This is a genomic window from Pseudomonas sp. FW305-3-2-15-C-LB1, assembly GCF_058787615.1.
In genome coordinates this window covers 204,908-218,194 of the sequence record NZ_JBYSZX010000003.1, presented here as the reverse complement: position 1 = coordinate 218,194, position 13,287 = coordinate 204,908, and the positions used below count along the sequence as shown (strand labels likewise).

General features: G+C 49.2%; 12 protein-coding genes and 1 pseudogene. 10 read left to right on the top strand and 3 right to left on the bottom strand.

Going from position 1 to position 13,287, the window contains the following annotated elements; all coding sequences use genetic code 11:
- Positions 1-332 precede the first annotated feature (332 nt).
- From AC3WP7_RS07755 to AC3WP7_RS07745, 3 genes are all read left to right on the top strand, one after another.
- Positions 333-533: a zinc finger domain-containing protein gene (locus AC3WP7_RS07755; protein ID WP_102591458.1), complete on the top strand. Its 201-nt coding sequence runs from the start codon at positions 333-335 to the stop codon at positions 531-533.
- A complete protein-coding gene (locus tag AC3WP7_RS07750) occupies positions 494-1,330 on the top strand; it encodes a DNA cytosine methyltransferase (protein ID WP_102591457.1) in 837 nt (278 codons plus the stop codon). Before AC3WP7_RS07755 ends, AC3WP7_RS07750 begins: the two co-directional genes overlap by 40 nt.
- A gap of 436 nt (positions 1,331-1,766) precedes the next feature.
- The gene (locus AC3WP7_RS07745; RefSeq protein ID WP_102591456.1) at positions 1,767-2,147 is read left to right on the top strand and encodes a type II toxin-antitoxin system RelE/ParE family toxin; all 381 of its coding nucleotides are present in this window, start codon (positions 1,767-1,769) and stop codon (positions 2,145-2,147) included.
- A 19-nt stretch (positions 2,148-2,166) separates the two neighbouring features.
- On the opposite strand, the gene AC3WP7_RS07740 is transcribed toward AC3WP7_RS07745, so the two are convergent.
- Positions 2,167-2,478, bottom strand: coding sequence for a helix-turn-helix domain-containing protein (locus tag AC3WP7_RS07740; RefSeq protein WP_102591455.1), 312 nt, complete (start codon positions 2,476-2,478; stop codon positions 2,167-2,169).
- Between the two features lie 1,400 nt (positions 2,479-3,878).
- Between AC3WP7_RS07740 and AC3WP7_RS07735 the strand changes: the two genes are divergently transcribed.
- Entirely contained in the window at positions 3,879-4,568 is a 690-nt protein-coding gene (locus tag AC3WP7_RS07735; RefSeq protein ID WP_102591454.1) for an NYN domain-containing protein, read from the top strand.
- 23 nt (positions 4,569-4,591) lie between these two features.
- Here AC3WP7_RS07735 and AC3WP7_RS07730 read toward each other — a convergent pair whose 3' ends face one another.
- Positions 4,592-4,888: a hypothetical protein gene (locus tag AC3WP7_RS07730; RefSeq protein WP_102591453.1), complete on the bottom strand. Its 297-nt coding sequence runs from the start codon at positions 4,886-4,888 to the stop codon at positions 4,592-4,594.
- Between the two features lie 12 nt (positions 4,889-4,900).
- A complete protein-coding gene (locus AC3WP7_RS07725) occupies positions 4,901-5,134 on the bottom strand; it encodes a hypothetical protein (RefSeq protein ID WP_102591452.1) in 234 nt (77 codons plus the stop codon).
- Between the two features lie 630 nt (positions 5,135-5,764).
- Between AC3WP7_RS07725 and AC3WP7_RS07720 the strand changes: the two genes are divergently transcribed.
- The 6 genes and pseudogenes from AC3WP7_RS07720 to AC3WP7_RS07695 all read left to right on the top strand — a co-directional run bounded on the left by AC3WP7_RS07720 (position 5,765) and on the right by AC3WP7_RS07695 (position 13,287).
- Positions 5,765-6,580, top strand: a complete 816-nt coding sequence (locus AC3WP7_RS07720; RefSeq protein ID WP_102591451.1) for a hypothetical protein — start codon at positions 5,765-5,767, stop codon at positions 6,578-6,580.
- Positions 6,581-7,096: 516 nt separating this feature from the next.
- Positions 7,097-7,480, top strand: a complete 384-nt coding sequence (locus tag AC3WP7_RS07715) for a hypothetical protein (protein ID WP_102591450.1) — start codon at positions 7,097-7,099, stop codon at positions 7,478-7,480.
- 2 nt (positions 7,481-7,482) lie between these two features.
- Positions 7,483-8,436, top strand: a complete 954-nt coding sequence (locus AC3WP7_RS07710; RefSeq protein WP_102591449.1) for a site-specific integrase — start codon at positions 7,483-7,485, stop codon at positions 8,434-8,436.
- Positions 8,437-8,550: 114 nt separating this feature from the next.
- Positions 8,551-9,438: a hypothetical protein gene (locus tag AC3WP7_RS07705; protein ID WP_146012673.1), complete on the top strand. Its 888-nt coding sequence runs from the start codon at positions 8,551-8,553 to the stop codon at positions 9,436-9,438.
- 539 nt (positions 9,439-9,977) lie between these two features.
- A pseudogene (locus AC3WP7_RS07700) lies at positions 9,978-10,456 on the top strand (ATP-binding protein); the annotation flags it as partial.
- 689 nt (positions 10,457-11,145) lie between these two features.
- The gene (locus AC3WP7_RS07695) at positions 11,146-13,287 is read left to right on the top strand and encodes an ATP-dependent nuclease (protein WP_102591448.1); all 2,142 of its coding nucleotides are present in this window, start codon (positions 11,146-11,148) and stop codon (positions 13,285-13,287) included.

The window sequence follows — 13,287 nt, the reverse complement described above, 5'->3', positions numbered from 1 at the left end:
AAGATCCAAATAGTCAATAACGTCAGCAATAGAGTTGACTAGGTTATCCCCCCCCGAGAGTCTATAGGAGTAGTCATATGAGTCGTCATATACATCCTTCGCCGACAGTCCAAACATTACTCCTTTATGCCTTGATTGGAGTAACTCCCCCACATGCGCCGGAGTCTCTGTACCTGGAACGTTTATCACCTTAATCACTTTTTCCATTTCTGGTTTCCTCACAATACATGAAAGCCTATTTTTGCCCACCCGATAACACCCCGTAACCTGTGAGAAATGACAGTTTCAAAGAACGTTTCGAAATAATTCATATATCAATATCGGTGCATTTAATGCAGGCATTACGCTGCGGCCACTGCGCACGCAAGCTCGCTCTTGTTCGCGGTTTCGATGAATTACAGATCAAGTGCCCGCGCTGTCGGACATTCAACCACTTGAAGGCCCAGAGCCTCCCATCAGCATGCCGCGAGCATCCAGAACAACGAGTTCACGAATGCAGCAACCCACCATTGGGAGCCTGTTCGCAGGCATAGGAGGCTTTGATGTCGGATTTGAAAACGCCGGATACCGCACCGCCTGGCAAGTCGAGCTCAACCCCATCAACCGGGCTGTGCTTGCCGATCGATTTCCCCATGCACGCCAATTTGAAGACGTGCGCGAGTGCGGGGCCCACAACCTGTCTGCCGTCGATGTCATCACCGCCGGCTTCCCCTGCCAGGACATCAGCATCGCCGGCAGCCATGCACCCCGTGGACTGCAAGGCGAGAGAAGCGGGTTGTTTTGGGAAGTCATACGAATCCTCAAGGAAACACAACCTCGCTGGGTGGTCCTTGAGAACGTCGTTAACCTGCTCGCTGTCAACGATAGCCGCGACTTTGAGACAGTCATCCGGGCCCTTGCGGACTGCGGGTATGTGGGATTTTGGCGAGTGCTTAATGCTCAATATTTCGGAGTCCCCCAGCAACGTCGCCGCGTATTCCTGGTCGCGGGTTATAGACGAATGCCCCCCATCCAGCTCCTGGCTGACGCCGCGCCAGTGGACGCAATATCTCCAGCGTCTCAATCGCAGCACTGGCCACGGCCCGCGGATGCCTGGGCTGCCAATACTTTATTGGCAAACAAAGCCGGATCACAGATCGCTATGGGCTGTACCACTTTCGTCGCTGAACCGGACGGATGGGGTCAGATGGTTGAGCGGCAGCGAACGGCTGAAAATGATGGGGTTTGCCTCGGATTGGATGCGGCCAACCTTGCGGAGGCTTTTGGTGCCGGAAATGCCGTTGTTACGCAGGTGGCGGAGTGGGTTGGGCGGAGGTTGATATGGCAATAAACCATACCTCACTACATGGTCGACTCAGCTAATCCATAAAGTGTCAGGCAAACGTCGACTACTCCGAGAGGCAGTAGGCAGTGACCCTTTGCTCTCTACTCATGCCTTGAGGGCCGGCGAAATCAAAGAAAACGTTTCCCTGCACATTTCACTGATCGCGTCCAATGAAGATCCCCACTCGATGCTCAAAAAAACATAGTGAAGTTCAACTGAACTAGTGCACCTACTCGAACCACGCCGTTACATTTTCTGATAACATCTTGTCTGTCAGCCAACTCCTTGGCGACACGGGATTTGCCCACTGGACAAACCAGTAAGCAAGTCGGAGCGGGCAAATCAGTTTATTGGTTTGGCTCTCTTACCCACCTAAATCAAGAGGAAGTATCAATGAAACCTTTCCTGAAGCCTTTAACCATCCATTGGAGGGACCCACACCGTGGCCCAGAAAAAACGCGACATCAACGAAAGCAGCCGTAAACCGTTACATATCAGTTTCTACCCTGAAAAGTCGGTTTTGAAGGAAATGAGCAAATTGCCCGCAAGGGAACGAGACCGCTTCCTCCTCAATCTGCAGCTCAAGGCAGCGAACGAGGACTTGACCTGTGATTCAAGCCCGCTGAGTTCTTTGGGACATGGAGTCTATGAGCTCTGCATCAACGGGAGCCCCGCATGGCGGTGCATCTACTACACCGGCCTGCCAGGGCAGCTTGTAGTGATGCATGCTTGTGAGAAAACCACGAATGGACAAGATCGGCAGATCAAAAACGTGGTTGGAAAGCGCATGAAGGCTTTGAGAAACGAACCCAAAGCTGCCTAAGCGTGAGGACAGCGGTGTTTTAGAGCACCGCTTTTTTCAGATTCACCACCAACGGTCGAGCTGTATTTTCTGGATCGAAATCTGCATCTACCTTGTAGCCGATTCGCACCAGCATCTCTAGCAGCGCATCGATAGAAAACTTCTCTAAATATCCTTTGAATAGGTTACTCATGCGCGGCCTCGTAATGCTCAGCTCTTGAGCAGCCGCAGACTGCGTCCAGCCTTTTTGGCGGATTAGCGCGATCAGCACCATGAAAAGCTGGGTTTTCAGGTGCTTCATGTTGTATTCCACAGGATCATCTGTGAAAAGCTCGAATAGATTTTGGCTCATGGGTAATCCTCCGTAGGTCAATGGAGGTAGCTTCTCGTCTGTGCACGGTTTGGGTTTAGGCGAATTCACGGTTGACACGTGTGTCAACCTCTCCAGTGATTTATTCGACCTTACACGCATACTATTATCTTTTCTTGTAACTTTGCAAATGCAATGTTCACCTGACTCAGCACCGTAGCGGGGGATAGGAATCTGTTTAGCTATTCGTAAACGTTTTCGAAGCACTATTCATCAACGTCTCCGGCGCTTGGTGCGGAATACCTAAGCGGCCAACCATTCGTCTGGCAATTGAAATCACCGCGTAACCTCACCGGGCCGACGATGAAGAATTCGATCTCATTGGAGATGAACGTAGCTACTTCTCCGGCTGAACAGCTCTCGCCTGTCGGTGCGAGCACGTGAGGAAATGCAGGAAGCTCGGTCTACGTCGAAAAAACAGGGTGAATGTCGCAAGAGCGATCGAAAGAATTGAGTCGAAAATTCCGCATAGGGGTGTCTTGGTAGCGCTTCTTGCGTCCAAATGCCCAGGGAATAGCCATAATCGGCAGACACTGCTTGTGGGTATACCAGACAGTTCCTAAAGCTGTGTGGGTTGGAAATTTAAGCGGGACGAGGCTGCCGCCGCTCATCAATTCCGCTCCCTCTAAGCTCGGCGGCTTCCATTCGCCCATCCATGGCACCACCACCATGAACGCTTGATACGACCGATTGCGTAGAACCTTTGGCCTGTGGCCAGTTGCACGTAGCAGCACCACCGACTTGAGCCTCCCTTCAGTATTCGAATGCGTCTGACAGCGTCATCGGGAATTCGCAGCTCATAAACATCTCTCGGATCAATGCGTAAACGCATCCCGAACTCGTCCTGAAAGCTCGAACGACGTCCATCGGGCTTCACAACACCGAAGTCCACAACGGTCACAGCATGGGGACTGTTGTTTGTTAGGTCCAGATACAGACCCGCTCCATCGTTGCCTAAGTAAAGGCTCATCGAGTTTTGTGTCTGTGCCCATGCCCAATAGGAAAGGCCGAATGCAGCTGCCGAGATTACGCACGCGGTGATCGAGGCCCAATCTGTAATGCCCATGAATCAACCTTGTCGAAACAGACCAATCGCAGTTCGTAACACGATCTCACGATTTCCAGCCGTTCGCCTTGAAGGCATACATTGAGTAAAAATGCCCGTAGCGACATGCTACCGCGTATCCGGTTCTTTTTTGTTTGCGGCTATTCGATGGTTGGCAGTGATGAAGCTTAGCAATAGCTAAGCAGTTGACATCGACGGCAACTATGCCCATCATTAATCCCACTACTCAGCCCCGTACGCAGCGATTCAGTTCTCTGGCCGTTGGGGTGAAAAAACCGGCCCTTGTGCCGGTTTTTTCGTTTCTAAGGATTGAGTCTTGCGTACAGCCTGCTTTGTAGATGGATACAACCTCTTTTATGGCCTCCTAGCGGGCACGCCATACAAATGGCTCGACCTCCCCTCTCTGCTGTCACATATCGTTCGCGTTGAGCATCCTGACAACACAATCAACGCCATCAGCTTCTTCACCTCAGGCGTGAAGCCATCACTCGCCAGCCGCGGCATAGCATCCAAAGAAGCTCAAGACTCGTATCTACGTGCCTTGATTGCGCGCGATGTACAGGTGTTTTATGGACGCCATCAGCTTGAGTCAGGCAAGGCACCGCGCTTCATCAATAAAGAAACCCCTGCTTCCAGAGCAGACCAAGTCGAGGTCTGGAAGCTAGAGGAAAAGGAGACAGACGTTCACATTGCCATCAGTATGTATCGCCTTGCATGTCGCGAAGAACGCTTACCGCCTGAGGAGCGCACTCAGCAAATCGTCCTGGTTTCTGGCGATACGGACATGACACCCGCTTTGAGAGCGCTTCGAGAGGATTTTCCTGAGCTTCGCATAGGGGTCATTCTGCCGCACCGCGAAGGCGTCCAACGCACGGTGCCTGGCTCCCTCAAGCAGTATGCCGATTGGATGCGCCATGTGGTGACCGAGGTTGAACTTGCAAATCACCAACTTCCCTCTCGGGTACCCACACGCAAGAAACCAGCTGTTAAACCTGATTACTGGTAATTCCCATCCTGTCCTTCCCGCAGCTAGCCTAGCCGGCACCACCAAGATTGCGCATACGCGCAGCCTTCAACGTACTCAATACCGCTCAATACAAAGCCTGTCGGGGCCATCCCGGATAACGTCGCATCCAACAGCCGGGGCAATGGTTCTGGCTCCAAAGGCATACCGACCCGCACACACGCAACATTCGAGCTGCGGCCGAGTTCGTTACACGCGCTGGCAGAAACCAGAACGTCACCCCTGATTGCATTGTAGCGTCGCCGTTCCTGCGCGGTTAAAGCTACGCCTTTGCAGCGCATAGGCGTAATCAGCATATGCATGGAAAATCCTGCCTACTCGCCATAGCCTTCATCCAGCAGAGCCTCCACGGCATAAGCCAGGGCACCGTCTGCCTGCTCAAGTAAATCACCGAGGTCAGCCTGATTAATTATCTGAGCCCGGTGCAACGCGTTGGCTCCATCAACCAATTTTTTATGGTGCTGTCCTGGGTGCAAAAGCAACGCACCTTCATCATTCAGTAGAGCCAACCATGTTGTGAGAGATCTTGACACTGGGAGGTCATTCATCGACGAGACTCCTCAAGGGAAGGCTACCAATTACTGTTTATACATACAGTATATTGGTGCAATGACCCTGATATTGATCCAGCCGACGAAATGCAAGGGTGATAACTCTCTCGACGTAGAAAAAAATACCCAAGAAAGCACTTTTCCCCCTCCCGCCGACGGGGCGTGTCTGAGGCATTTCGCGAAAGCGAGCATACCCAGAAATGACAGCTCCGAAGCAATGGAAACCAAGCCTAAACTGGGGGAAGGACGGATTTCACACCGTGAAATATCACGAAGCCACGCGAAGCCCAAAGCAGGAAAAGTGTCCACAAAGTGTCCACATCAAACGGGAAAATAGGCCTCACATTTCCCATATATGACAGAAAATCATGGACGCCAAGCTCTTCCCCAATGGGTACTGGCCTTCTGTTTGGACTTGTAATCAGTAGGTCCCGGGTTCGACTCCTGGTGCCGGCACCATTTAAAATCAAAGGCTTGCAGCGATGCAGGCCTTTTTTTTTCCTGAAAACGTAACAAACCACGTAACAAGGTCGAAGCCGATCTTTCGACAGCGATGCCCATAAACAAGGAAACACGGGGCTACGCAGGTTGAAAAAAACTGGCGCGTTATGAACGGAGAGTGGGCGCATGAAAATGCTAGGAATGGACTGGAAGTACTTCACAACGCTTGCTATAGGCGTTGTAGGCCTAGCAATACCATTTTATTTCTCGCAAGCAGAACTGAACAGCCACTCACTTACGCTACGCCTCGTTACATCTTCCGGGCTGCAAGAGCCTGTGTACTCAGAGCTTCACGATCTACAAATTACGGTGAATGGCACGCAAATTAAGTCGCCGTACATTTCCTCTCTCGTGCTGATCAATACTGGCTCTAAGCCTATAGCCAGCTCAGATTTTGAAACTCCTATAATGCTGAGCTCACGATACTCGAAGCTGATATCTGCCCAAATCACCGGCACGGAGCCTGATGACATACCGGCAAAAATTCTACTCGAAGATGGAAAGCTAAAAATTCCGGCCTTCCTGTCGAATCCCAAAGATCAAATCAAGATCACGCTCGTAAGCTCCGGTATGCCTGACTTTTTGGTAGGAGCACGGATCGCAGGCGTCAAGGAAGTGGTCTATGAAGACCAGACAAAGCAAAGCTCTCAGGTCGGACGCGTAGTCACATCCGCTACGTTGGTTTTCTTATCTTTGTCGATGTACGGCTTTTTCTTCTTTATGGCAGGATCCAGAAATGGACTCAAAGTAGATACAGCTGTTCGGATGATCACTATCGTTTGCTTGGCTGGAGGTACATTGGCTTACGCAGAACGGGTGATAGATTTTTTCGAAGGCGGAACCAAATCCTTAGTAATTCTGCTATTTCTGGCTAGTTTTGCTTTTCTCCTGGGGTATGGGTTTAGCCGCAACCATCGACGTAAGTACGGCCCTCCTTCATAAACTGCCTCAATTTCGAGGCCCGTAGTTTCACAAACGCAGTGTTTTTTGATCAGCACGTTTGAGGTTGAGCGCTCCACTCGGAATATCCGTCATAGAGCCCGCTGAGCCCTCCATTCATGGTCGAACGTGTCAGCTAATGGCCCGGTAAATCCAGAGTTGCTGCTGTGTACGCTTGGGCCGAGCCTCCCCAATACGCATGTGGGAAAATTATCCGGTGCGCCCATCAAAAGTGCGTAAGAAGTGTAAGTGAGAGAACTTATCTCTCTTAAATCCTTATATTTCAATGTCTTAGGACCATCCCTTAACCGTAAGTAAACTGTCGGATCAGCGTCGGCACCATACAGTCTGTGACTGTAAGTGAGAAAGACATCAACCTACTGTTTTTAAAGGTTTTTTTTGAAAACATTTCCAGGCTTACACTTTTTGCCGACACGACTGTAAGTGAGAATCCCTAATGAATACGGCGCCTTTCGGGCATTTTTAGACCCGCTTACACCGCTTACATGTCAGGAGGGGGTGTACCTGGAAAAGTTTTCAGCAGCCGTTAAGTGGCAGCACATCAGGCTCACTACGCCTGGTGACTTTGATCTGGAGAACAACATGCCGAAGTCACGCACCGTCGCGCCCATTCCGAAAATTGAAGTCATCAAGAACGGCCCCCGCTGGGAAGTACATTGGGATTACCAAGAAGGAGAGGCCAGCCAAATCCTGTCTAAGCAAGCGGGCTATCTGCGCGGCTACATTAATGGAGCCCTGGACATCCTCCGCATCGATCCCGAACAGGTCTGCTGCGCCAGTGGGATGAGCGGCGCCGTTACACCCTTCATCGCGACGAGACGGGTACACAGCGCCGGCGCAATATTGCGCCGGCTAGCGTTTCGCTTGCAGAACTGCACGTGATCATGGATGAGGCTTCCAACGTCGACCGGGGAACGCTCCGCTACGTTTGCGCGCAGTTCCACGACAGCGATCGGTACAAGAAGCTCAGTTCGAAAACACATGACGATTATTGCTACTCCCGCGATGTGCTTCTGAACATTCCCACCAAGCTAGGAAAACCGCTGGGGGATCTGGCTGTTCGGAAATTCACCTCTGCCCTGGTGCAACGGATCGTTGACCGACTCGCGGACGAAGGCACGCCATCGAAAGCCGCTCACGCTCTACGCTACCTACGCGGTGTACTGCAGTGGGGCCGCAATCGGGGTTTCCTAGACGTGAACCCTGCCCTGGGCATTGAAGCGCCCGTGGAGCGCAAACAGCGCCGCCTGCCGAATCACCTGGTCATGGATGCTCTCATCGACCGGGCAATTGCCAGAGGTTTGCTGCAGCGCAACGAGAAAGGCGGTTGCCCCGAATACCTTGGCTACGTCATGGAACTGGCCTACCTCTGCAGGTTGCGCGGCATCGAGGTTGTGACACTCACCGACGAAAACGAGTTGGTGAGCGGAATACTGACCAATCGCCGCAAAGGAAGTCGGGACAATATCGTGCGTTGGACCCCACGCCTGCGCGAAGCTTGGGACAACGCTAAAGCTTATCGGAACAAGATTTGGGCCAAGCGCAAAACTGCGGTTCCGATCACGCCGTCACGTAGAACCATCATAGTGGCCAGTCACGGTGGGCCACTTCGCAAAACCAGCTTGGACACGGCGTGGCAACGCTTCATCACCCTGGCATTAACGGACGAGTTCATTACGCCTGAGCAACGGTTTGCCCTTCACGACCTAAAACGACGCGGCATCACCGATACGGTGGGTAATCGGGCGGATAAGCAAGAGGCCAGCGGTCACCGCGATCCTAAAATGATGGACGTTTACGACTACAGCGTCCCCACCGTCGACCCGTCCGCGAACTGAAGTTTCTCGTGATAAAGCTATCGTTCCCACACAGGAATAGATTATACAATCCGTTTAAGGTACCTAGCCTAAAATCGCTCAGCCTGTCTTTAGTTTCAACAGAATGGACTCATCATGACTCAAAAAGAAAAAAACCCTGTAGCAACGAACCAAAAATCTAGCGAGCATAACGACGCAACCCAAGACACCAAAACGTGTTTCGTTATCATGCCAATAGCGGATATGGATGGCTATGACGCCGGCCATTTCACGAGAGTTTATGAACACTTAATTAAACCTGCATGTATCAAAGCTGGATATACGCCTCACCGTGCGGACCTGGTTGCCGCGAGCAACTACATAATAATTGATATTTTAAGAAAAATTGTGGAAAGCGACTTAGTAATATGCGATCTAAGCGGGCGAAATCCTAACGTCTTGTATGAACTAGGCGTCCGACAAGCATTTAACCTGCCCACGGTCTTGATTAAAGATCATATAACGCCTCGAATTTTCGATATTCAGGGCTTAAGGTGCGTCGATTATGGACACTCTTTGAGAATAGACGAGGTCCAAAAAGAACAAGATAGCATTCGCAACGCAGTAGCTGAAACAGCTGAAAAACCTAATGACTTCAACTCTATGATCCAGCTACTAGGCGTTAGCCCCGCCGTGTTGCCCCAACGAGTTGAACTGTCAAATGATACAAGCGTAATACTCCAGTCTTTAAAAAATATATCGTCAAGGCTAGCAGAAATCGAGGCTTCCCCCACTCGTAACATACCTAAGCGAACATTTACTTATACGTCCAAGGTGCCGAGATTTGATAATGAAAGCGAAGCTTTCATTATCAATGGAGAGACCTTTAATGCTGGAGACACTGTGTGGCTGAACGGCGTGGACTTAGGGTCGCTCGTTGATTATGACTCATCAGGAATAACAGTAAGAGTGTCTGATGGAAAGCTGCAAAAAATACCCCACACGCTCCCAGATTTTTCAAAAATATCCGCCCTACCGTTTTGATTACAAAAACCATCAGCGCCGCCTCGCCTGCTTTCTAAACCGGGATGGCGTTGGTTAGGCTACGTAACAAGCAGCAAGAAGCCTCCGGTATGCGCGGCTTTCACGTAGCCTCGCACGTAACAAGAAAAGTGCTAACCGATTGATTTATATGGAATGTTTAATTGACTTGTAATCAGTAGGTCCCGGGTTCGACTCCTGGTGCCGGCACCATATAAGACGAAGCCCTCACAGAAATGTGAGGGCTTCGTTGTTTCTGGGGTATTCATAGCTGAATCACACCCCGCCCCTCGCCTCAACCATCCTTTTCCGCCTTAAAAAACACCACTTCAGCCTCAAAGCCTCATCTTTCAGCCTTTATGCCAAATTATGAACTGGCAATAATTATGGCGTATCCATAAAAAGGGATAATTGCATGATGCCGCCCTGGAAGCAGCTGGCGCTCTAGTCATTTACGTTGACCTATGGAGCGACACGCTGGCCAACCCGGCAATGCCCGCGCACAACGCCATCCACAAAACCCTGCAAGAACTGCAGAGGCCGTTGAGTTCCTGCTCGACCGACTTGCGATGACGGTGAAGAAGGAAAAGCTGCCCTCCCTCGACGCAGCTATCGAGGCGTTCAATACGCTGGGTAACCGACCAGAAGAAATGCTCAAGGTACTTCGCCAACTCATGCAGCAGGACGGTGATCCCGATCTTTTCCTACCCGTGATTGCCAGTACGCTGCGGCGAGCATTGAGCTTGAGAAAGTTGAACAACTGGGCAGTTTGGCTCAAGCGATTTTCAACAAGATCGCAGCGACGGAAGGTGATGCCCGTGGGATTTTCTCCATCGACGCAGCGGCTGAGTATTCGAAGACGGTCGGTCGCGAGGTTCGGGTTGAGGAGATTCAACCGGTGGTGATTGCACTGGTTGCGGAGAACATCATCATGCGGCGCGGACATGGGATCTATGCGATTACGGATCAGTTTGTTCAGGAAATTTGGTTGGAGGAGCGGGCGTTGATTGGCGAAGGTTAGAGGTCTTCACAAGGCTTTTTCGCCTCTGTGCCGGCTTTTTGTTTGAGCAACTGATTTCAAGACAGTAGGTCCAGGTCGCCCTTCACAACATCCGCAAAAAGGCACTTGCCGTTAACCGCATAAGTGCCTTTTTTCGTCTCGCCAACCCCCAATCACCGCGCCGACATAAACGTCTCAGGAAAATAGGGGGCAGAGCATGGTTTTAATAATGGTGGTCTGCCGCCTGTTCCGTATAACTTTGTCTCTTAAGCATCGTCTCGCTGGCCGTAGTGAACGTACGCAGTACTTTTACCTACTCACAATAAAAATCATCGTTCGTCGACTGGGGAGGTAATGAGTATTAAATTGCTAACCGAGGAGATTTGTCCGTCGCTAAGATCGGTAGTAATCGGTGCATCCGTTTCACTACCCCTCATCTCGCACAGTTGCATGAGACCACTGGTCAAAGCAGTTGAGATAGGCACCATCAAGGTCAACTAGCGCTATGCCTCAAAAACCAAAATCGTGGCAGAGCGGGAAGAAGCTGGGTAGAGGCTCAGCCGCAACAAGAGCTTGACCAAATGCAGAATAGGAAATAGTGTCACCACGACATCAGTCGCTTATCAAACGCACAACTGTCACTGAATCACATGAGAAGCTAGTGCCTACATAGTTAACGCATAGCATTCAAAGCATATAAAGGACTAAAGATGCACATAACAGAAATAGGAATTAAAAATTTCAGAAACTTCGAATCAGCTAAATTTAAATTTATAAAAGACGAAGTCAATACTTTAATAGGAGAAAATGCAGCAGGCAAAACTAATTTATTCTATGCAATGCGCTTAGTACTTGATGAAAATTTGCCGATGAATGCGCGTCAGTTGACTAGCTCAGATTTTTATAGAGGGCTAGGATCACCCGCTGGCCACTGGATAATAATTGCTTTGCAATTTGCTGACCTGGGTGATTCTGATGAAGACCTCGTACTCGCCAATCATAGTCTGTTACCTGGAGGCGAGAACACAAAGGGGACATATACTTTTGTATACAGACCAAAAAAGCATATCCGCCAAAAGCTCTTCGAAATTACATCAGCCATCATTGATCTTAATAGCCGGAAACAAACTATTACAGAGTACTTGAGCACAATCAGTATTGACCGGGAATATTACGAGATCACAGCATTCACTAGAACCGCAGCTGATTTAATTTCTGACGGAGTCTATAACTCCACCGCTGGAGACTTTACAAATTATATCTTCCCAGATCCTGAGAGTGAAGACGCCTCAATAATAGGAAACATCAGACCACCACATTTTTCACTGATACGGGAAATCTCATGTACATATGTCAAGGCTTTACGGAACGTTGTTGCGGATATGAAGTACACAAACAGCAACCCACTTGTAAAGCTTCTATCAAAACAAAGCAAAACAATTGCCAACTCTCACTTAATAACTGCAAAAGTCAAAGATGTTAACACCACTATTTCAGGCTTAGTCGAAATACAGTCTTTAAGTGCGAAAATTCGAAAAACCTTGCTTGCCGCAGTGGGCCATACTTACTCTCCCACACTAGAAATATCTTCTAATCTACCTGAAGACTTTGAAGAGCTAATAAAATCTCTTGGACTATTGGTCGAAGATAGCAACGGGTACTTAGGCTCTGGAAAGTTAGAAGATCTAAGCTTGGGAGGTGCAAATTTAATCTATCTTGCACTAAAGCTATACGAATACGAAGCACAAGTTGATTCAAATAACAAAATAGCTCACTTTTTACTCATTGAAGAACCAGAAGCACATATTCATACCCATATCAAAAAAACACTATTCTCAAACGTCAGCCATATAAATACTCAAGTATTCATCTCTACTCACTCTTCACAGATAAGTTCCGTTTCGAAAATTTCTGCTGTCAACGTATTATCGAGAAAGCAATCAAAATCCGAAGTGTATCAGCCGTCGAATGGACTAGAGCCGCGCGAGATTTCGCGAATTGAACGTTACCTAGACGCAATCAGGAGCACTCTGCTTTTTGCCAAGGGAGTTATCCTAGTAGAAGGCGAAGCAGAGCAAATACTAATACCAATTTTAATCAAGAAAATCACTGGCATATCACTTGACGAACTTGGAATTAGCTTAGTAAGTATGGGCGGCACGGTTTTCAAACACGTCTCACATCTCTTTCATCAAGATCGACTACGCACTTACTGTGCGATATTGACTGACAGAGATGAGGCATACTTAACAGCGCCGAACTCATATGCAAACAAGAAAGATATAGACCACTTGATTGCTGCTGACAGAGACGGCCTGCAAAGGCAGAACGAACTCAACTCGTCCTTAGCAGGGAATTTATACACGCGCGCATTCTATGCAAAAAATACTTTCGAGACAGAATTAATAAATGCGACAGCAATTTACCCTAACAACATGGCCCTTTTCACCTCAGTACTACCATTAATTTACGAACGAAAGGCATTCATAACTGCTTACGAGAAGCACCTAAAATCCTCTGATGAGTCTATACGAAATCACTACATATTAAAGCTTGCCAATAAAGTCGGCAAAGGATGGTTCGCCCTGCTTTTATCTGAAAAGTCTGATCCTTGCCTCTATTTGCCGACATATATCCTTAACGCTCTACACCATGTTTTGCGGGGCCACGCCGCCGAAGAAATATGGCAAAAAATGATCTCTTACAGGCTTGAATTTTATAAGTCTGGCGACACATTGAAGAACTATGAGAAGTACCGTACCTCTGTGGGAGACTTAAGCCAAAATGGAACCTCATCAACATTTGCAAACCACTTTACATATGACCCAGTCGCAGTTTTGATTCGAGGGTAA